The organism is Denitratimonas organivorans (assembly GCF_037478135.1).
GTDB lineage: Bacteria > Pseudomonadota > Gammaproteobacteria > Xanthomonadales > Xanthomonadaceae > Denitratimonas.
Window position 1 is genome coordinate 291,668 of record NZ_JBBHDV010000003.1, and the last position, 19,660, is coordinate 311,327.

The window sequence follows — 19,660 nt, forward strand, 5'->3', positions numbered from 1 at the left end:
CGCTCAAGCGATGTCGCCGTTTTCGGTCTTCAACCCGTCCACCACCGTGCGGCCGGCTGCGGTCAGTATCGCCAGCGTGCGTGCGCCTTCTTCGCGGGTGCGCACCCAGCCCGGCCCGCGCACACCGCCGACATGCTCGTCGCCGATCCAGGCCAGGGTGCGCAGCAATACGCTCATGCGCACGTCCAGACGCTTGCACAGGCGCGGCAGCGAGGCGCCTTCCGGTGCCTGAGCCAGTTGCGCGAGCAGCGCGGCGATGAGAGCGGCATCAGTCGACACGTGCGGGGATGTCGCGGGAATGGAGCGCGCGGGTGGCATCCGCGGCGTGCGGCGTGATGATCACCGGCACCGATTTGGAGGTGGGCGTACGCGATTCATCGGCGTAGCTGGAGAGCGGCACCAGCGGGTTGGTTTCCGGGTAATACGCGGCCAGGCAACCGCGCGGGATGTCGTATTCCACCAGCAGGAAGTGACGCGCCACGCGCTTCACACCATCCTCGCCGAGGCTTTCCAGATCCACCCGCTCACCGGCCTTCATGCCCAGTGCGGCGATGTCACCGGCATGGATGAACAGCACGCGGCGCTCGCCGAACACACCGCGATAACGGTCGTTGAGACCGTACACCGTAGTGTTGTACTGGTCATGCGAACGGATCGTGGCCAGTGTGAAAACCGGCTGCGTGGCGTTCTGGCGGGCGCGATGGATCGGGTTGCCGGTGGGCACGGGTGCGGCGATGAATTGGGCCTTGCCCTCGGGCGTGAGCCAGCGCCGTTCGCCTGCGGCGTTGGGCAGGCGGAACCCGCCCGGGACCCGCACGCGCTGGTTGAAGTCGTGGAAATCGTCGAAGGTCTTTGCGATCAGGTCGCGGATGCGGTCGTAATCCTCGACCAGCCACAACCACGGGATATCGCCGGGCCTGCTTTTTGCGGCGTCTTCTTTCCCATCGCCTGTATCGGGCGAAGTGCGTCCGGCCGCCACATCCGGATGCGCCGGTGCCATCAGGGTGGCCTGTGCCAGCCGCGCGACGATCGCCGGTTCGGACAGCAGTTCATCGGAAGCCGGCGGATTTATTCCCGAGGACAGGTGCACCATGCTCATCGAATCCTCCACCGTCACCGCTTGCGGGCCGCTGGCCTGCATGTCGATTTCGGTGCGCCCAAGGCAGGGTAGGATCAGCGCCTCGCGGCCGTGGATCAAATGACTGCGGTTGAGTTTGGTGGTGACGTTGACGGTGAGATCGCAGCGCCGCAGCCCGCGTGCGGTGGCATCGCTGTCCGGCGTAGCGATGGCGAAATTGCCGCCCATGCCGAAGAACACCTTGGCGCGGCCGTCGAGCATCGCTTCGATGGCACCGATGGTGTCGTAGCCTTCGCGGCGCGGCGGCTCGAAGCCGAACACCTGTTGCAGCCGGTCCAGGAACGCCGCCGGCGGCTTTTCCCAGATCATCATCGTGCGGTCGCCCTGCACATTGCTGTGCCCGCGTACCGGGCAGGCACCCGCGCCTTCACGGCCAAGGTTGCCGCGCAACAACAGCAGATTGACGATCATGTTGATCGTGGCGACCGAGTGTTTGTGCTGGGTGATGCCCATGCCCCAGCAGGCGATCACGCGTCCGGCGCGCAGGTAGATGTCGCCGGCATGGCGGATCTGCGCTTGGGTGAGGCCGGATTCTTCGACGATGGTGTCCCAGTCTTCGGCATGCACATCGGCGGCGAAGGCATCGAAGCCGGCGGTGTGGCGGTCGATGAAGTCCCGATCCAGCAGCGAGGTTTCGCCGCGCGCAATGGCCTCGGCATCGCGTTCGAGCACATGCTTGATCATGCCCTTGACCGCCGCCAGATCGCCGCCGATCTTCACTTGCAGATAGTCCGAGGAAATCCGGGTCGAACCGCGCCGCGCCATTTCCAGCTTGTCCTGCGGATCGGCAAAGCGCTCCAGTCCGCGCTCGCGCAGCGGATTGAACGAGACGATGCGGCAGCCGCGCTTTGCCGCATCGCGCAGTTCGCCCAGCATGCGCGGGTGATTGGTGCCGGGGTTCTGGCCGAAGATGAGGATCGCATCGGCCTTCTCGAAATCGTGCAGCGACACCGTGCCCTTGCCGACGCCGATCTGCTTCTTCATCGCGCTGCCGGAAGACTCGTGGCACATATTGGAGCAGTCCGGAAAATTGTTGGTGCCGTAGCGGCGCACGAACAACTGGTACAGGAAGGCGGCTTCGTTGGAGGTGCGCCCGGAGGTGTAGAAGATCGCCTCGTCGGGTGAATCCAGGGCGTTGAGATGTTCGGCGATGAGCGCGAAGGCGTCGTCCCAGCTCACCGGCAGGTAGTGGTCGCTGGCGGCGTCGTAACGCATCGGGTGGGTGAGCCGGCCTTGTTGTTCGAGCCAGTGGTCGCTGTAGCCGGAAAGCCGCGTGACACTGTATTTCTCGAACAATTCCGGGCCGGCGCGGTGGCTTGTGGCCTCAGCGGCGACGGCCTTGGCGCCGTTTTCGCAGAACTCGAAGGTGGAGGTGTGGTCCCGGTCCGGCCAGGCGCAGCCGGGGCAGTCGAAACCATCGGGCTGGTTGGCGTGCAGCAGGGTGCGCGCGCCCTTGATCCGGATGTCCTGCTCGCCCAGGTGCGCGATCACGCTTTTCAGTGAATCCCAGCCGCCGGCGGGGCCAGCATAAGGTCGTACCAGGCTGCGGCTCATGGTGTTTCACTCCGGTTGGCGGGCGCGGCGGAAGCTGGCAGCAGCCGTTGCGCATGGGTGTAGACGGCGTGGCCATCGTCGCGCGCGAAACCGATCAGGGTGAGCTGGCAGCGCTGCGCCAGCGAGATCGCCAATGCGGTCGGGGCGGAGATCGCCGCCATCAGCGCGATGCCAACACTGGCGGCCTTCATCGCCATTTCGTAGCTGGCGCGGCTGGTGACCACGAGGAAGCCTTCCTCTGGCCGCAACCCTGCCATCTGCATCGCGCCGATCAGTTTGTCGAGCGCGTTGTGGCGGCCCACATCCTCGCGCACCAGTTGCAGTTCGCCCTCCAGGCTGGCCCAGCCGGCGGCATGGGTGGCGCCGGTCAGTGCATTGATCTTCTGCCCGGCACGCAAGCCGCGCAGGGCGTGTTGCAGCGCGGTGGTGTCGATGCGGATATCGGCGCAAACCGGGGCTGGGTTGCGCAGTGCCGACTCCAGCAGTTCGCTGCCGCAGATGCCGCAGCCGCTGCGGCCGCTCATGCTGCGTCGCCTGCTTTCCAGCGCCTGCGCGCGGGATTCGGGAATCCGCAGGCGGATTTCGATGCCTTCCAGCAGGTGTTCGATGCTTTCGACCACGACTTCGGCGGCGTGCTCGACAATACCCTCGCTCAAGGCAAAGCCGGTCGCGAAATCCTCCAGATCCGCGGGCGTGGCCATCATCACCGCGAACGGCGTGTCGTTGTAGACGAAGGCGACCGGAACCTCCTCGGCAACGTGATCGTGCAACGGCTGCATCACGCCGTTGCGCCAGCGTTCGATGGAGCGCGTGGCCGAGCCTGCGATGGAGGGGCGGTTGTCCTGTTTCCTGTTCACCGCAACGAGGCTACGCGGCAAGACGGACACCGGCAAGCAGACTCCCAGTAACGCCCGGCATCCACGCTGGCACGGCAAGCGGTCCCGCTACACTGGGAAGCCGCATGCGCGCATGGCCGGCTCCGGGGCTGTGCCATGCCGCTGCGCGCCATCCACTCGTCTTCATATCCTGCCTGCCGACATGCCCGATTCCGTTTCCGCCCCGCCCACTGCGGCGACCAGCAACAAGCTGCCCTTCGCGGTTGTCGTCCAGGATGGGAGCGAAGATGCCGATGCGTTGCTGGCCCGCTTCGCGGCCAGTCTGCGCCAGTCCGGTCGGCGTGTTCGCGGCCTGATCCAGCCACCGCGCGTACCGGGCCAACCCCGGCCGATGGTGGTCATCGATCTGGACGATGAAAACATCCGCTACGACATCTCGAACCCGCGCGGAGCCAATGCGCGCGGCTGCCTCGTGAGCCCTTCCGCCGTGGCCGATGCCAGCGCCGTGCTGCGCCGCGCGCGTGCCGAGGGGGCGGATCTGGTCATGGTCAACCGCTTCGGCACGCTGGAAGCCAGTGGCGGCGGGTTGGTCGCGGAGATGCTGGAGCTGTTGTCCGATTCGATCCCGGTGCTGGCGGTGATCAACCCGCGCTATCTGGAAGAGTGGCGCAGCTTCACCGGCGGCACCGGTACCGAACTGCCGCCACGGATACAGGCCTTGCAGGCGTGGTTCGAACAGTGGTCGGCGCAGCGCGCGCGGAACAACGGCTGATGGGCATCGACGCCATCGATTTCGGCCAGCTGTACCGCGAGCACCTGGCCGCGGCGGGCCGCTCGGGCAAGACCGCTGCGCAGTGGGATGCGCGTGCCGCGAAGGCGAAGGATGCGCTGGCGCACAGCGATTACGTCGAAGCGTTCCTGGCGCGCATGGACTTGAGCGATTGCCGCAGCGTGCTCGATGTCGGCTGTGGTTGGGGTGCATTGGCATTGCCGTTGGCGCAGCGTCTGGAACGGGTGGTCGCGCTGGATTTCAGTTCCGGCATGCTCCGCGCCTTGCGTGAAAACGCGAAGGCACGCGGCATCGGCAATATCGATGCACGGCTGTGCGCCTGGGAGGACGATTGGCGGGATGTTCCGGTGTGCGATATCGCGATCGCCTCGCGTTCCACCCAGGTGGCGGATCTGGCCGCCGCGCTGGTCCGGCTCAACGCCAAGGCCGCCAAGCGTGTCTACCTGACCCAGCGCGTGGGCAACCAGCGTCTGGATGCGCGAATCCCGCAGCTGCTGGGCCGGAATCCCGTCGGCGCACCGGATTACATCTACGCCATCAACATTCTGCATGCGATGGGCATCCATCCCCGGCTCGACTATATCCAGAGCGGCGAGCCGGAACCGGTGCGGGATTTCGGCCAGTTGCTGCGGCTGGTGAACTGGTCGCTGGGCGAATTGGACGAAGAGGAAAGCAGGCGTCTGCGCAGCTGGTTCGATCAGATTGCCGATACCGACCCGGTACTGCTGCCGGCACGGCGCTGGGCGTTCATCGGCTGGGATGTGGCGGGTTGAGGTGGCCCTTGGGCGGATGCGAGCCTGATATCCGAAGCCCGGGAGGCTCATCCGCCGCGGCCGCCAGATATTGGCGCCGTCGAACATCCCGCCGTCGCGGTTCGCGATGCTCACCACGACCTATGCGACTTGCCTCAGACTCCGTGCCTTCGAATGTTGTGGCGGGTTTCCTTGCGTCAGCCCGCGTCGCGCCGAAGCGTCGCAGAGAACCCCCATCGCGGTCAGGGCTGCCGATAACCACCCCACCGCGATCCGCCCATAGGTTGGTGGTGAGCGGATGCGAACCCCAACATTCAGTCATCCAAGGCGCAGTCATCTGAAGCCGGCCGCATCGCCGTGGAAGACGCTGCGGGCTTCAGCCGTGACCTGCGCCTTCACCCGCCAGCCCAGCCCATTCATCGGGCGTGTTGCAGTTGACCAGTTGGCGTTCGCCATCGGTTGGAAGCGTGGCGTGGATTCCTCCCAGTGCGGCGTGCATCGCGCGTACCGAGCGTTCGCGTTGCGGCAATTGCGTGGCGTGTTGCAACCATGCGCGGGTGTGGTCGTCCAGGTGCAGGCGCAGCGGCAGAATGTGGCCGGGATGGCAAACGCAGCGGCCCTCGACGGCGACCAGTGATGCCAGCAGCGGAGGCGTCAGCAGCGGCATGTCGACCGGCACCAGCAGCAGCACGCCGTCGGGCAGGGCTGAGGCGATGCTGGCGATGCCGCCGAGCGGGCCGAGTTCACTGGTCTGGTCGGGAATCGCATCAAAACCGGGGTAGTCGCCGCTGATCACGACCCGCGTCGCGCCGGCCTGTTGCAGCAGCGATTGCATGTGTTGCAGCAGAGGTTGTCCCTGCCACAGCAGCAGGGCCTTGTCGCGGCCCATGCGCGAGGAGCGGCCACCGGCCAGCACCACGCCGGTCCAACCTGCATCCGTGCAGCCTGCGTCAGTGATGCTCATGCCCGTGATGCGCCGCTGCGGTGTCTTCGGCATTCTGGGGTTCGCACAGCGAGCAGCCTTCGCTCCAGATGCTGTCGCCGTCCTCGTAGTGTTCCTGCTTCCAGATCGGGCTGGTGTGCTTGACCGCTTCGATCACCTGGCGGCAGGCGCGGAAGGCTTCGTCGCGGTGCGGCGTGCCGGCGGCGATCACCACCGCCAGATCACCGACCGCCAGCCGACCCTTGGCATGGGCGATGTAGAGCTTGAGCTGCGGGCCGAACTCGGCCTGCACCTGCTCGGCAATCGCGCGGAAGCCGGCCAGCGCCAGCGGCTCGAACATGTCGTAGCTGATGCCGGTGACGACCTTGCCGTGATTGAGGTTGCGTATCCGTCCGATGAACATGTCGATGCCGCCAAAACCCGGATCGGAGACGAATTCGATGGCCGCCGCCGGATCAAGTTTTCCCTGCGCCGCATCGACCACCGCGCAATGATGTGTGGATTGTCCGGACATGCTCATCCTCCGCTCACCGGCGGCAGCACTGCCATGCGGCCATCGGCCGGCAATAGTTCGTTGTCGCGCAGCACGGTGGTTTCGCTGGCGAACGCCGAACGCTGCAACAGGCCGGGACGGAACGCCGGCCAATGCGCCTGCGCATAGTCGAGCAGGGCGGCGCGCAGTTCGGCCACCCGTGCACCTTCGGGCAGCTCCAGCACCACCTGTGCGCCGGGCTCGTGGTCGCGGAATGCGCCGAACAGACTCACTTCAACCTTCATCACGCCATCACTCCAGCAACAGTTCCGGTTGCAGCCCTTGCAGGTGCCCGGTGGCATGGACTTCCACCAGCGCGCCCAGCGGCACTGCGCCGGCATCCTCATCGATCGCCACCCAGGCATTGCTGCGCAGCAGCGGCGCGATCTTGAACGATTCCTGGCCGGACAATACCTGCGCCTGCAGCTGTCCCTGCCCGTCGCAGGTCAGGCGGGCCTTCAGGAACCGGCGCAGCGGCACCGGCTTGCCGGCCGGGGTGGTCAGCGGCACCCGCAATGGTTGCTCCGGCGCCAGCCCCAGCATCCTGCGCAGCGCAGGTTCGACGAAAAACCGCAGCCCGACCGCACTGGAGGCCGGATTGCCGGGCAGTCCGAAATACAGCTGCCCACCGGGCAGCGTGGCGAACAGCAGCGGTTTGCCGGGCCGGATGCGTACCTTGTGGAAATGGATCCTAGCGCCCAGCGCGCGCAGGGTGTCGGGTACGAAATCGTAGCGACCCATCGACACCGCGCCGGTGCTGACCAGCACTTCCGCACCCGCAGCCAGTGCCGCCTGCACGGCGGCCTTAAATTCCTGCGGCTCATCGCCGACCACCTGCTGCCACACCACGTCGGCACCGGCTGCGGCCAGTTGTGCGGCCAGCAACGGGCTGTTGCTTTCACGGATCTGGCCCGGTTGCAGCGCTTGTGCCGGATCAGTGACCAGTTCGCGCCCGGTGTTGATCACGGCCACGCGGGGTTGCCGGACGACATCCACTGCCGCCACGCCCAGCGCGGCCAGCAGCGCCAGATGCGCGGCGCGCAGCATCTGGCCCGGTGCGGCCACCTGTTCCCCGCGCTGCACGTCTTCGCCGCGCTTGCGCAGGTGCTGGTCCGGCCTGACTTCGGCCTTCAGCCGGATCCGTTGTGCCTGGCCCTGCGCATCGTGTTGCAGCACGTCGACCTGTTCCACCGGCACGATCGTGTCCAGGCCGTCGGGCATCCGCGCGCCGGTCATGATTTCCCAGGCGCCATCGCCACCCCGCACCTGTCCATCGCCGGCGGCGCAGCTGCCTTCCACCGTGAATTCGGTACCGGCCGCCAGGGTTTGCGTGCCGGCGTACAGTGCAAAGCCGTCCATCGCCGAGTTGGCGAAAGGCGGCAGGTCTTCGGGACTGAGTACGGCGCTGGCCAGAATCCGCCCGAGGCTGTCGGAGGCCGGAATACGTTCGGCCGGCAGTGGCGTGCACTGGCCGACGATGGTGTCCAGCGCCTGGAAGTAGGCGGTCATGGGTGCGGCTTTCCGTCGATCATCGCCAGCGCGTGCGCCAGTACCGGGGCCAGGATGTTCATGCTTTGGCTGGCGGCACGTGGGCTGCCGGGCAGCGCCAGTACCAGCATGTCGTCCACCAGCACCGCTTCGGCCCGGCTCAGCCAGGCCAGCGGCGTATGCAGGGCGCTTTGGCTGCGGATCATTTCCGCCAGGCCATCGACCCGGCGCGTGGCGACCTGGCGCAGCGCTTCGGGGGTCTGGTCGTGCGCGCCAAGGCCGGTGCCGCCGGTACACAGGCACAGACGCACGCCGCCGGCGGCCAGTGCCCGCAGCCTTGTTGCCAGTGGCTCGATGCCGTCGGGCAGCACGTCGGTTTCACGCAGTTCGGCGCCGAGCGCGCGCAGGCCGTCGTGCAGTACCGGCCCGGAGCGGTCTTCGTATTCGCCGTGGCTGGCGCGGTCGCTGAGGGTGAGCACCGCGCAGGGCACGCCGTCCAGGCGTTCCGGCCCGCGCGGGCGGTAATGCGCGCGTTCGGCATCGCTCATGCCGTCGGGATGGAGCCACAGGCCGCTCTTGCCGCCTTCCTTGAACAGCAGCCGGATGCCGCTGATCGTCAGTGCCGGTTCCACCGGTTTGCTCAGGTCGTACAGCGTCAGCAGCGCAGCGTTGGCGCCCGCCAGGGCTTCCATCTCCACCCCGGTGCGGGCCTCGGTGGCGCATTCGCAATAGACCCGGATGGCATGGCGTTCGGGAATCGGCTCGCAGCGCACGCGCACCAGCTCCAGCGGCAGCGGATGGCACAGCGGCATCAGCGCCGAGGCCTGTTTGGCGCCCTGAAGGCCGGCGATTTCGGCCATGACCAGCGCATCGCCCTTGGGCAGCCGGCGCTCGACGATCATCGGCCAGGCCAGCGGCCCGGCCAGCAGTTCGCCCACCGCCACCGCGCGCCGGCGCGTGGGCCGTTTGCTGCGGATGTCGGCCATGTGGAAGGCGGCAGGTTCCGTGCTCATGGGGTGATTCATCCTCCGATCGATGCCAGGTGCGGGGTCAGGCCGGTATCGCCCTGATGCAGGCCGTGGCCGGCGGCCTTGAGGCCGAGTTGGGTGGCGATGCGTGCGGTCAGTTCGTCGTGGCTGTCGTCGGACTGGAGCAGCGGTCGCAGCGGGGTGCCGAAATTGCCGAACAGGCACAGCCTCAGATCACCGCGCGCAGTGACCCGCAAGCGGTTGCAGCCGGTGCAGAAATCGCGCGAATAGGGCGCGATGATGCCGATCCGGCCGCGATAGTCCGGGTGGGTGTATTCGCGCGCCGGACCGGCATCGGGCGCGCGTTCGCGCAGCACCCAGCCGCTGTCGAGCAGTTGCTGTTCCAGCGCTTCGGTACGCACATGGTGGCGGGCGAAGAACTCGGCGTTGTCGCCGGTCTGCATCAGCTCGATGAAGCGTATCGCGGTGTCGCGCTCGCGCAGGTAGTCGAACCAGCCCGGCAACTCGTCGTCGTTGACGCCGCGCATCAGCACCGCATTGAGCTTGACCGAATCGAAACCCAGCGTCAGCGCGCGCTCCACGCCCTGGAACACCTTGTCGAACAGCATGTGCCCGGTGATGGCGTGGAAACGGTCGGCATCAAGCGAATCCAGGCTCACATTGAGTGCGGTCAGGCCCGCCGCCCGCCAGGTTTCGACCGTGTCCAGCAGCTTCCAGCCGTTGCTGGTGAGCGCGATCTTTTCGATACCGGGCGTGGCCGCTGCGGTCTCGATGATCGATGGCAGATCCTTGCGCACGCTGGGTTCGCCGCCGGTCAGGCGCACCTTGCGCATGCCCAGCGCGGCGAAGGCGCGCAACAGCCGGGCGATCTCGTCCTGCTCCAGAAAGCGCGGCCGGCCATCGGCGGCATAGCCGTTGGGCAGGCAATAGCTGCACCGGTAGTTGCAGACCTCGGTCAGCGACAGGCGCAGATAGGGGAAGCGCCGCCCGAAGGCATCGACCAGTTGTGCGCTCATGACGGCCGCTGCCTGTCACGGGAAACGGTTTCACCGGAAGCGATGATCCGGAACAGGCGCGGATGGAGTGGGGCTTCGACCGGTCGGGTGTCCATTGCCTGATTGTCGCATCAATACATGCAGGTGGCCGCTGGACGAGGCCCGCACTTCAGTTGCGGGTGGCTTTCAGCCTGTTCTTGTGCAGGTGTTGCGCCCGGTGGCGATGCGGTGACAGCGGACCAGTGCCGGTCGCAGGCGCATGCGGTCGCCAGCCTACAATCTCATCTGGTGAGACAACCGGCACGGATACTGCCGTCCTGATCGCGCCATGCACCCTCCGGCCCGTACCAGCCGCACCACCACATAGGGGATGAAGTATTGGATACCGATGCCACCGTCACCGGCCTGACCCTGCTGCGGGCCAGCCGTCTGGAATCGCTGCTGGAACCGTTGCAGGTGCTGCTGCACGAAACCCGGCCGCAGAATCCGCTCGTGCCGCAGACCGTGGTGGCGGCGCATCCGGGCATGAAGCAGTGGTTGACCGGCGCGCTGGCGCGCAAGGTCGGCAGCGGCCGCATCGTCGCCAATCTCGATGTGCTGCTGCCCAGCAGCTGGCTGGATGGCTTGTCGCGGCAATTGCTGGGCGAACGTGCGGTGGCATTGCCGCAGTACCGGCGCGGACACCTGCGCTGGACTCTGCACCACATGCTCGGCCGGCCTGAAGCACACGGCATCGCCGATACGCGCGTGCTGGCCTATCTGCAAGGCGGCAGCAGTACGGACGAACGGGCACTGCGGCGTTTCCAGCTCGCGGACCGGCTGGCGCGGGTGTTTTCACAATATCTGGTCTACCGCGGCGACTGGCTCGATGCCTGGGAAGCCGGCAAGCCGCTTTTCGCGACGGCGCAGGTTTCCGATGACGCATTGCGCGATCTGGAACGCGCCTGCCTTGCGCCATTGTGGAAGGCCATCGTCGGCCGGCTCGGCGAACATCGCGGCCGTCTCGTCGGTGAGCTGGCGACGAAGCTGGCGGCACCGGATGTCGCGCTGCCGCCGCTGCACGTGTTCGGGCTGGCGCACCTGCCGCCGGCGGAACTGTCGGTATTGCGGATGTATGCGCGCAGCGCGGCGGTGTTCCTGTATGTGCCCGATCCCTGCCGCGAATACTGGGGCGGCCTGTATCGCGCCCAGCGGGAAGGACAGTGGCAGTTGCCGGAAACGTCCAAGTGGCAGGACTTCACCGCCACCGAGCGCGCCCGGCTGGAAGACCCGGACGCGCTCGACTGGCACGAGCAGGGCCACCCGCTGCTGGCGCGCTGGGGCCGCATGGGCCAGCACTTTTTTGCAGCGCTGGTCGAAGGTGAACTGCGCGAGGACATCCGCCACTGGCAGGACGAGGCCGGCACGCCGCCGGAAAACCGCCTGCAACGGCTGCAATACAGCATCCGCCAGTTGCAGCCCGAACTGATGGCCGAAGACGTGACGGACACGTCCGTCAGCCGCGATCCCAGCCTGCGCGTACACGCCTGCCATACCCGCCAGCGCGAACTGGAAGTGCTGCGCGATGCGCTGCTGGATGCGATCGAACACGAAGGCGTGCGCGCCGGCGACATCGTGGTGATGGCGCCGGACATCCAGGCCTATCTGCCACTGATCCCGGCCGTGTTCGGCGAACCGGGTTCGGCCCGCGAACGTCTGCTGCCGTATCACCTGGCCGATGTGCCGGTGGCGCGCAGCCACCCGTCGTTCACCGTGTTCACCACCTTGCTGGGGATCGGCGCAGCACGCATCACCGCACCGGAAGTGGTCGATCTGCTGGCCGTGGACGAGGTGCGCCGCGCGCTGTCGCTGGATGCCGATGCGGCCGACACGCTGGTCGAATGGCTCGGCAACAGCCGCGTCGCGTGGGCGCTGGATGGTGCGCACAAGGGCGCGCTGTCGCTGCCGGCGCGGCCCGAATTCAGTTTCGCGTGGGCGCTGGACCGGATGCTGGCCGGTTATCTGATGGCCGATGTGCCGGGCGCGGAAGACCCCGACGCGGTGCAGCTTCCCGATGGCACCCAACTACTGCCGATGGGCGGCATCGAAGGCCCCGGCGCGGCCGCACTCGGCAGCCTCGACCATCTGCTGCGCCAGTTGCAGGCCTGGCGCGATCTGGCCCAGGTCGAACAGTCCGCCGCCGACTGGTCGCGGCTGCTGCGCGAACGCGTGGATGCGCTGATGCGGATCGACCCCACCGATACCGATGCACGCGCCGCGCTGTCGGTGATCCACCGCGCCATCGCCAATCTCGCAGGCGAACCGGCGGTCAACGACGAGCAGCCGCTGCTGCGCCTTGCGGTGGTGCGCGAGCTGTTGCAGGAAGCCCTCGCCGGCGCGCCGGAACACCAGCGCTTCCTGATGGGTGGTGTGACCTTCTGCGGCATGGTGCCGCAGCGCGCGATCCCGTTCGACGTGGTCTGCGTGCTGGGTCTGGACGAAGGCGCGTTTCCGCGCCGGCCTTCCGATGGCGGCATCGACCTGATGGCGCGCATCCGCCGGGTCGGTGATCGTGACGTGCCCGGCGATGACCGCTATCTGTTCCTGGAAACCGTGATGTCGGCGCGCAAGCGCCTGCACCTGTCCTTCCTTGGCCAGGGCGTGCGCGACGGCAAACCGCGCAATCCGGCCGCGCCGCTGGCCGAACTTCTGGCCGAACTGGAACACCATGCCGGCATCACGCCCGGCGACGAGGACGCGCTGCGGCCATGGATCGTGCGGCATCCGCTGCAACCTTTCGATGCGCGCTATTTCGATGCCGGCCAGCCGGCGCTGTACTCGTATTCGCAGGCGTTCGGCGGCATGTGGGGCGCAGGTGACAAATCGCTGCCGGGCCTGCGCGAAGCGCCGCTGCCATTGCACGAGCCGCTGCCCGATCCGGTGCCGCTGCGCGCGCTGGAAAACCATTTCCGCGATCCGGCCAGAGCGCTGCTGCGGGATCATCTGCGCCTGTCGCTGGATGCCCTCGACGGCAACGTGCGCCTGCCCGAGGATGAGCCGAAGGATGGCATTTCGGCCATCCACACGGTCGCGCGCCGGGTCTTTTTGCAGCATGTGCTGCCGCGCAAATGTGCCGACCCGGACTGGGTGTGGGACGGATTGCCGCCGGCGTGGGTCGCGCATGGCGGCGTGCTGCCGCTGGGTGAGGCCGGACAAGTGCAATGGGCCGCCGAGGCCGAGGCGGTGCAGGCGCTGTGGGCGCAGGCACAGGAAAGCCGACGCTTTGCCGTGTCCTCGGCTACTGCCGCGCAGACGCTGCGGGTGGATGTGGCCCTGCGGTTGCCGGGCGAGGATGACGAAGACGGGCAGGGCGATGCACCGCAACGCATCAGCGGCCAGGTGCGCAATGTGTTTCCGATGCCTGAGGGCGGCGGCGTGCAGCTGGTGTTCGCCTATCCCAAATCCGGCGATGAAAAAACCCGGCTGAAGAGTGCCGGCGATCTGGACTTCAAGGACCGGATTCCCGCCTTTCTGCACTGGGCGCTGCTGCGCCTGCATTACGCGCAGAACGCAATGCCGGTGCGCCTGACGATGCTGGCCGAGGGCGAGCCCGATCTGGCGCAGCGCATCAATGCCTGGGATGAACACTACTGCCAGGCCGATGCGCCGGCCCGCGCCGCATTGCAGGCCGAACTGCGCCGCCGCCTGCGCGGACTGGTCCGCTGCTGGGATATCGCGCGGCAGGGCGGCTCGTATTTCCATCCAAAAGCCGGCTGGAGTGCGGTCAACGCGAAAAACGAGGAGGCGATTGCATCGGCGGTACGCAGTGTCTGGGTCAGGGATTTTGGCGGCGTGGGCGAACGCGATTACGCCCCCGGCTACGCCGCGATGCTGGAAGGCGATCTGGTCTTCGGCGATGCCGACAGCGATGCCGAAGGAAAGGCGCTGGCAGCGCTGGCGCATGAAGCCCGCACCATCAATGAACTGATCCGGCTGGATACGTTTCTGCCGCCACAGCATGACGATCCGGACACCAACACGCAGGAGGCCAAGGCATGAGCACGCCCGCAAACTGGACCACGCTGACCCTGGCGGGCGCCGGCCGCAGTCTGGTCGAAGCCAGCGCCGGCACCGGCAAGACCTGGACCATCAGCGCGCTGTACCTGCGCCTGTTGCTGGAAGAACAGCGCGTACCGCAGCAGATCATCGTCAGCACCTTCACCAATGCCGCCGCCGCCGAACTGTCCGAGCGGCTGCGCAGCAAATTGCAGTGGGCGCTGGCCGAAGCTGCCGCACATGGTGCAGGGCAGGGCATCGAGGCTGCGCCTGATGAAGCCACCGACCGCGCCTGGCTGCGCAAGCGCTGGCGCACGGATGCCGCTGTGCTGAAGACCGACGTGCAGCGCCTGCAGGCGGCCCTGACCGGTTTCGACGCCGCACCGATTTCCACGCTGCATTCGCTGTGCTCGCGCATCCTCGCCGATCACCCGTTCGCCGCCGGCGCGCTGTTCAACGGGCGCGACATGATCGACGGCAAGACCTTGCAGGCCGCGCTGGCGAACGACCTGTGGCGGGTCATCAGCCAGGGCGATGATGAGGATGAACTGGTCACCTTGGCGCGTGAAGCGGATGTCAGCCGCGCCCAATTGGACAAATACCTGCCGGTGCTGATGCAGCCGGATGTGGTGGTGGAGGCGTCGTCGCCGGAGACCGTCATCGCTGCGCTGCAGGATGTGGTTGGCGAGGTTTCCGGCTGGCGCGCCGCGTTGCGCGCGGTTCTGGATCAGCCGGGCCTGCTGCGTGCCGGCGGCAAGCTCCAGAAAGCATGGATCGCATTGGTTGATGCACTGGAGGCGCCCTTCGATGGCTTGGCTCAGGTGCTGGTCGATCATCTCTCCGGGCTGTCTGAAGCAACCGGGATGAAAGGCGTCAACGGCCCCGGCAAGACACACCCCGAGGTGATGCGTCTGGTTGAACAATCAACGCGAATCGCTCATGCGATACCACCGCACACGCTGGATCTCGCCAGCAGCCTGCCGCTTCGAAAGTTCCTCACCGCCGCCCAGCACTGGTGCCAACACGCGATGCAGTCGCGACTGGATGCCGCCAACCAGTCCACCTTTGACCAGTTGCTGCACAGCGTGCGTGCCGCATTGGAGCCGCGCGAAGGCCGGCGGGCATTGGCCGATGCCTTGTTCGCGGCGTGGCCGGTGGCGCTGGTGGACGAATTCCAGGATACCGATCCGGTGCAGTTCGGCATCCTCGATGCGATCTACCGCGATGCGGAAGGCAAGCCGCGCGGGCGGCTGGTGATGATCGGCGACCCGAAACAGTCGATCTACCGTTTCCGTGGCGGCGATGTGCAGGCCTACGAGCGCGCGCGCGATGCCGTGCCAGACGAGGACCGCCTGACGCTGGACACCAACCACCGTTCCAGCCGCGCTTACGTCGCGGCGGTCAATGCTTTCTACGCCGCCACCGGCACACGCCTGGGGCCGAAAGAATCGAACACCTCGATCAGTTACGAGCCGGTGCAGGCCAGCGGCCGCCGCGATGCGAAGCCCTTGCAACATGCGAGCAATGGCGCGCCGGTCGAACAAGCGCTGGTGCTGCATGAACTGACATCGCTCGAGGGCATCGTCGACCTCACCGATCACGCGCTGCACACCTGCGCCGGGCAGATCGTATGGGCGCTGTCGGAAAACGGTTACCGCATTGATGGCAAGCCATTGCGGCCGGGTGATATCGCGGTGCTGTTGCCCGGCCATGCCCAGATCGCCCGGCTGGGCGCGCTGCTGAAGGCGCGCGGCGTGCCCTGCGTGGCGGTGTCGCGGGCCAGCGTGTTCGATACCGATACCGCGCGCGATCTGCGTCTGGTGCTGCACGCGGTGCTGCATGCCGGCGATCCGGGCAGCCTGCGCGCGGCGCTGGTCACGCGCCTGTTCGGTGCCAGCCTGCGCGAGATCCAGCAACTGCGCGATGACGCCGCTGCCTGGGACCGCAAGGTCGCGCGCTTCCACGCATTGCATGCACTGCTGGGCACGCGCGGGCCGCTGGCGGTGGTCGGCAGCCTGCTGGAGGAACAGGCCGCGCGACTGCTTCAAAGCGTGGACGGCGAGCGCATGCTGACCGATCTGCGCCATCTGGGCGAACTGCTGCAGGAAGCCTGGGAAGACTGCGGCGGCGGCGAGCGGCTGATGGCCTGGTTCGCCGACCAGATGGACGGCGGAGCCGATGATGCCGATGCCGCCGATACGCGCGCACTGCGACTGGAATCGGATGCCGAACGGGTCCGCTTGATGACCCTGCACGTCAGCAAGGGGTTGGAATTCGGCGTCGTGTTCCTGCCGCTGATGTGGAACCACAAACGATTCCATAAGGCTGGCAGCATGCCGCATCTGCTGTCCGATCCCGAGGATGGTCGCAAATACCTGATGGAAGGGCCGGGCAAGGAACGGGTCAAACAGCAGGAATTCGAGGAGCGTTTCCGCATGCTGTACGTGGTGTTGACCCGCGCCATCCATGCCTGCCATGTGCTGACCTTGTCTTCGGATGTCAAACGCCCTGCGGATGCACCGCTGAACACGCTGGACCTTGCCGCACTCGCACCCGATGCTGATGCCGAACCGACGACCATCGCCCGTCACGAAGGCTGGGATGCACACGATGAACTGCGCTGGATTCCACCCCGGCCATCGGGCGAACAGCGCAGCGTGCGCCCGCTGCCACCCGCGCCGCGCGGCCCGCTGCCGATGCGGCACAGCTTCACCACGCTCAGCGGTGCTGGCCAGTCGCATATCGGCGGCGAGGACGAGGCGGCGGCGGACGAGGCTGTGGTTGAACGGATCGCGCCGCATGAAACACACGATGCGGACAGCCTGCCGGACGAACTTCCGGCCACCCCGTCGAGCTGCACCTTCCATCGCGAACTGGACAGCCTGTCGATGATCGGCGGTGCGGACTTCGGCAACGCGGTGCATGCCATCTTCGAAGACCGTGTGCCCGGGCTATCACTCGATGCCCAGCCCGGCCATGTGCGGGCGGCGCTGGAGCGCTACGGTGTGCGCCCGCGCGAAGGCGATGTCGAAGACCTTGCCGCCGCCCTTACAACCCGTCTGCAGAGCGTGCTCGATACCCGCCTCTCAGGTGCTGGCGGGCCGTGTCTGGCCGCACTTGCGGCACACGAGATGCGTGCCGAAATGGAGTTCAACTACGTGCTTGATGGTGCCAGCCTGCGCGCCCTGCGGCTGGCCTGCGAAGCGCATGGCGAAGCCGGTCTGGTGCCGCCGCGCGAGCAGATTCTGGCCGGCCTGATGAACGGCAAGATCGACCTGATATTCGCCCACGATGGCCGCTTCCACGTGCTCGACTACAAGAGCAACCAGCTCGCCAGCGGCGCGCGCGCCTGCCTTGAGGACTACGCGCCGGCCGCGCTGGAAAACAAGATGGCCAGCACCGGCTACCGCTTCCAGGCGCTGCTGTACGCAGTCGCGGTGGAGCGCCATCTGCGCGAAAGGCTAGGTACGGACTATTGCCGCGAACAGCATCTGGGCGACTGCTGGTACCTGTTCGTCCGCGCCGTCGGGCTGCAACTGCCGGACGGCACGCCCTGCGGCGTCTGGCGGCATCGCTTCGGCGACGCGCTGCTGGATGCGGTGCAGAACGTCCTTGGCGCACGCTGGCAGGAGGCAGCATGAAGACGCACGTTGCTGGAGAACACTTCGGTTTCCACGAACCTTCCCCGTCATCCCCTTTGCCGGAGGAATGGCGCGAACTGGATCGCGCGGTTTGGCGCTGGGTGCTGGCGCACGGCGGCGATCCGCTCACCGCCCACACCGCCGCCTGGGCCAGCCATGCCGAAGGCCAGGGCCACAGCGCACTGGAACTGGCCACAGTGGCGGAAAACGCGGATCCGGATGTGGCCACACAGGTGCGTGCCGCTCTGGAGCAAAGCGCACTGGTTGCGCCGGGCGATGCCGACGGCACGCAGCATTGCCCCTTCGTGCTGGAAGGCGGACATTTCTATCTGCGGCGCAATCACCGTTCCGAAGTCGCGGTGGCGCGCGCGCTGGCACGGCGGCGGCAGGCCGCGTCGGAGCCGGTTCGCCCGCTGCACGATGATGAATTGCGTGCACTGTTCAACGGCAGCTGGACGGACGAGGAGGAACGCCAGCGCGCCGCCGTGCGGCAGGCACCCGGACGTGCGCTGATGGTGCTGACCGGCGGCCCCGGCACCGGCAAGACCACCACCGTGCTGCGCATGCTGCTGGGGCTTTCACGCGAACACGAAGCGCGCCACGGCGGCCTGCCGCAGATCCGCATCGCGGCGCCCACAGGCAAGGCCGCGCAGCGTCTCAGCGGCTCGCTGCGCGAAGGTGCCGAACGCCTGCGCGGCGGCGAAGAGCCTGTCTCCGACTCCTGGCAGAGGCATCTGGATGCCGTGCTCGGCACCGAATCGGGCACCGTGCACCGGTTGCTCGGCAGTCGCGGACGCCACGGCGGATTCGCCTTCCGCGCCGATGAGCCGCTGCCGGCCGACATCGTGGTGGTGGACGAGGCTTCGATGCTGGATCTGGGCCTGCTGCGCGCGCTGCTGGACGCGCTGCGCGAGGACGCGGTGCTGGTGCTGGTGGGCGATGCCGACCAGCTCACCTCGGTCGGCACAGGTTCGATCATGATGGACATCGTGCGCGCACTGGAAACCGATCCGCGCGGCGATCTGGTGCGCCTCGCACACTGCTTCCGCGCCGACATCACGCTGGTGCCGATCAACGAAGCGGTCCGGCGCGGCGATGCAGAGGCCTTCGATACCGCCGTCGCTGCGGCCGCCACCCACACCGCCCGCAACGGTCGACCGGCAGCGAAGATGTGCCACGTGGCCGATGTGGCAGCGCTGCGCCGCCGCCTCGCGACATGGGGTCGCAGCCTGCAACAGGTGCTGGCGGACGTGGACATCACCACACCGCTGGCGGCGGACGATCCGGCGCTGCTGTCGCGCCTGGAGACGCTGGGCCGGCAACAACTGCTGTGTGCACTGCGTGAAGGCGCGTTCGGTGCGGTGCAGGCCAACGCGCTGATCGCCGCACGGCTGCGTCAATGGGATGCGCTTTCAGCCTGGGCCGGACGCGACTGGTATCCGGGCCGCGCCGTCATCATCACCCGCAACGACCCGGCCGCCCGGCTCTACAACGGCGATGTCGGGATCTGCGTGCCGGTGTTGAACAACAACGGCGACACCCTGCTGCGCGTGGCCTTCGAACGCCCACCCGATGCCGCATCGCAGGCTTCCGAACACACGGATGCGCCTCCGCCATTGCGCCTGTTCGACCCCTACACCCTGCCGCCACACGAGGACGCCTTCGCGCTGACCGTGCATAAAAGCCAGGGTTCCGAATACGACCACGTCGCGGTACTGCTGCCACCGGCCCCGGACTCCCCGCTGCTGGTGCGCCAGACCCTCTACACCGCACTTTCGCGTGCCCGGCAATCACTGGAACTGTGGAGCGTGCCGGCATCGACAGCTCAAGCGCTGGCCACTCCGCTGCTGCGGCATGGGAGATTGGCGGAGAGGATGGTGGAGGGAATGGGTGGTGGCTGAGAACGTGACACCTCAATTCACGCATCCGCAAAAATTCGGGCCATGCAGTGGGTTGTGGAGCATTGC

At 67.2% G+C, this 19,660-nt stretch carries 14 protein-coding genes; 5 read left to right on the forward strand and 9 right to left on the reverse strand.

Annotated elements, in window-relative coordinates; translation table 11 throughout:
* Nucleotides 1–3: 3 nt before the first annotated feature.
* From WDB66_RS05230 to fdhD, 3 genes are read right to left on the reverse strand one after another with little or no spacing between them, the layout of a single operon-like run.
* Nucleotides 4–279 (reverse strand): hypothetical protein, encoded by a 276-nt coding sequence (locus WDB66_RS05230; RefSeq protein ID WP_339397472.1) that lies wholly within the window; start codon nt 277–279, stop codon nt 4–6.
* Complete coding sequence (locus WDB66_RS05235) at nt 269–2,692, reverse strand: FdhF/YdeP family oxidoreductase (protein ID WP_339397473.1); 2,424 nt, start codon at nt 2,690–2,692, stop codon at nt 269–271. Before WDB66_RS05235 ends, WDB66_RS05230 begins: the two co-directional genes overlap by 11 nt.
* Entirely contained in the window at nt 2,689–3,471 is a 783-nt protein-coding gene (fdhD, locus tag WDB66_RS05240) for a formate dehydrogenase accessory sulfurtransferase FdhD (protein ID WP_339397512.1), read from the reverse strand. Before fdhD ends, WDB66_RS05235 begins: the two co-directional genes overlap by 4 nt.
* A gap of 259 nt (nt 3,472–3,730) precedes the next feature.
* Between fdhD and WDB66_RS05245 the strand changes: the two genes are divergently transcribed.
* Entirely contained in the window at nt 3,731–4,300 is a 570-nt protein-coding gene (locus tag WDB66_RS05245; RefSeq protein WP_339397474.1) for a DUF2478 domain-containing protein, read from the forward strand.
* Nucleotides 4,300–5,091 (forward strand): class I SAM-dependent methyltransferase, encoded by a 792-nt coding sequence (locus tag WDB66_RS05250; protein ID WP_339397475.1) that lies wholly within the window; start codon nt 4,300–4,302, stop codon nt 5,089–5,091. Before WDB66_RS05245 ends, WDB66_RS05250 begins: the two co-directional genes overlap by 1 nt.
* A gap of 355 nt (nt 5,092–5,446) precedes the next feature.
* Here the strand turns inward: WDB66_RS05250 and mobA are convergent, their stop codons facing one another.
* Genes mobA through moaA form a run of 6 tightly spaced genes read right to left on the reverse strand, consistent with a single transcriptional unit; the run spans nt 5,447 to nt 10,038 of the window.
* Nucleotides 5,447–6,034 (reverse strand): molybdenum cofactor guanylyltransferase, encoded by a 588-nt coding sequence (mobA, locus tag WDB66_RS05255; RefSeq protein ID WP_339397476.1) that lies wholly within the window; start codon nt 6,032–6,034, stop codon nt 5,447–5,449.
* Nucleotides 6,021–6,527 (reverse strand): molybdenum cofactor biosynthesis protein MoaE, encoded by a 507-nt coding sequence (locus tag WDB66_RS05260; protein WP_339397477.1) that lies wholly within the window; start codon nt 6,525–6,527, stop codon nt 6,021–6,023. The genes mobA and WDB66_RS05260 overlap by 14 nt, the downstream gene beginning before the upstream one ends.
* A 2-nt stretch (nt 6,528–6,529) precedes the next feature.
* The gene (locus tag WDB66_RS05265) at nt 6,530–6,790 is read right to left on the reverse strand and encodes a MoaD/ThiS family protein (protein WP_339397478.1); all 261 of its coding nucleotides are present in this window, start codon (nt 6,788–6,790) and stop codon (nt 6,530–6,532) included.
* 7 nt (nt 6,791–6,797) lie between these two features.
* Nucleotides 6,798–8,054, reverse strand: a complete 1,257-nt coding sequence (locus tag WDB66_RS05270; RefSeq protein WP_339397479.1) for a molybdopterin molybdotransferase MoeA — start codon at nt 8,052–8,054, stop codon at nt 6,798–6,800.
* Nucleotides 8,051–9,046: a bifunctional molybdenum cofactor biosynthesis protein MoaC/MoaB gene (moaCB, locus tag WDB66_RS05275; protein WP_339397480.1), complete on the reverse strand. Its 996-nt coding sequence runs from the start codon at nt 9,044–9,046 to the stop codon at nt 8,051–8,053. The genes WDB66_RS05270 and moaCB overlap by 4 nt, the downstream gene beginning before the upstream one ends.
* A gap of 8 nt (nt 9,047–9,054) precedes the next feature.
* Nucleotides 9,055–10,038, reverse strand: coding sequence for a GTP 3',8-cyclase MoaA (gene moaA, locus WDB66_RS05280; RefSeq protein ID WP_339397481.1), 984 nt, complete (start codon nt 10,036–10,038; stop codon nt 9,055–9,057).
* Nucleotides 10,039–10,395: 357 nt separating this feature from the next.
* Between moaA and recC the strand changes: the two genes are divergently transcribed.
* From recC to recD, 3 genes are read left to right on the forward strand one after another with little or no spacing between them, the layout of a single operon-like run.
* Complete coding sequence (gene recC / locus WDB66_RS05285) at nt 10,396–14,055, forward strand: exodeoxyribonuclease V subunit gamma (RefSeq protein ID WP_339397482.1); 3,660 nt, start codon at nt 10,396–10,398, stop codon at nt 14,053–14,055.
* Nucleotides 14,052–17,693, forward strand: coding sequence for a UvrD-helicase domain-containing protein (locus WDB66_RS05290; RefSeq protein WP_339397483.1), 3,642 nt, complete (start codon nt 14,052–14,054; stop codon nt 17,691–17,693). The genes recC and WDB66_RS05290 overlap by 4 nt, the downstream gene beginning before the upstream one ends.
* Entirely contained in the window at nt 17,690–19,594 is a 1,905-nt protein-coding gene (recD, locus tag WDB66_RS05295) for an exodeoxyribonuclease V subunit alpha (RefSeq protein ID WP_339397484.1), read from the forward strand. The genes WDB66_RS05290 and recD overlap by 4 nt, the downstream gene beginning before the upstream one ends.
* The last annotated feature ends 66 nt before the right edge of the window (nt 19,595–19,660 follow it).

Coding starts and splice junctions, on each gene's coding strand:
- WDB66_RS05235 (WP_339397473.1), bottom strand. CDS start 2,692: ATGAGCCGCAGCCTGGTACGACCTTATGCTGGCCCCGCCGGCGGCTGG.
- fdhD (WP_339397512.1), bottom strand. CDS start 3,471: ATGCAGCCGTTGCACGATCACGTTGCCGAGGAGGTTCCGGTCGCCTTC.
- WDB66_RS05245 (WP_339397474.1), top strand. CDS start 3,731: ATGCCCGATTCCGTTTCCGCCCCGCCCACTGCGGCGACCAGCAACAAG.
- WDB66_RS05250 (WP_339397475.1), top strand. CDS start 4,300: ATGGGCATCGACGCCATCGATTTCGGCCAGCTGTACCGCGAGCACCTG.
- mobA (WP_339397476.1), bottom strand. CDS start 6,034: ATGAGCATCACTGACGCAGGCTGCACGGATGCAGGTTGGACCGGCGTG.
- WDB66_RS05260 (WP_339397477.1), bottom strand. CDS start 6,527: ATGTCCGGACAATCCACACATCATTGCGCGGTGGTCGATGCGGCGCAG.
- WDB66_RS05265 (WP_339397478.1), bottom strand. CDS start 6,790: ATGAAGGTTGAAGTGAGTCTGTTCGGCGCATTCCGCGACCACGAGCCC.
- WDB66_RS05270 (WP_339397479.1), bottom strand. CDS start 8,054: ATGACCGCCTACTTCCAGGCGCTGGACACCATCGTCGGCCAGTGCACG.
- moaCB (WP_339397480.1), bottom strand. CDS start 9,046: ATGAGCACGGAACCTGCCGCCTTCCACATGGCCGACATCCGCAGCAAA.
- moaA (WP_339397481.1), bottom strand. CDS start 10,038: ATGAGCGCACAACTGGTCGATGCCTTCGGGCGGCGCTTCCCCTATCTG.
- WDB66_RS05290 (WP_339397483.1), top strand. CDS start 14,052: ATGAGCACGCCCGCAAACTGGACCACGCTGACCCTGGCGGGCGCCGGC.
- recD (WP_339397484.1), top strand. CDS start 17,690: ATGAAGACGCACGTTGCTGGAGAACACTTCGGTTTCCACGAACCTTCC.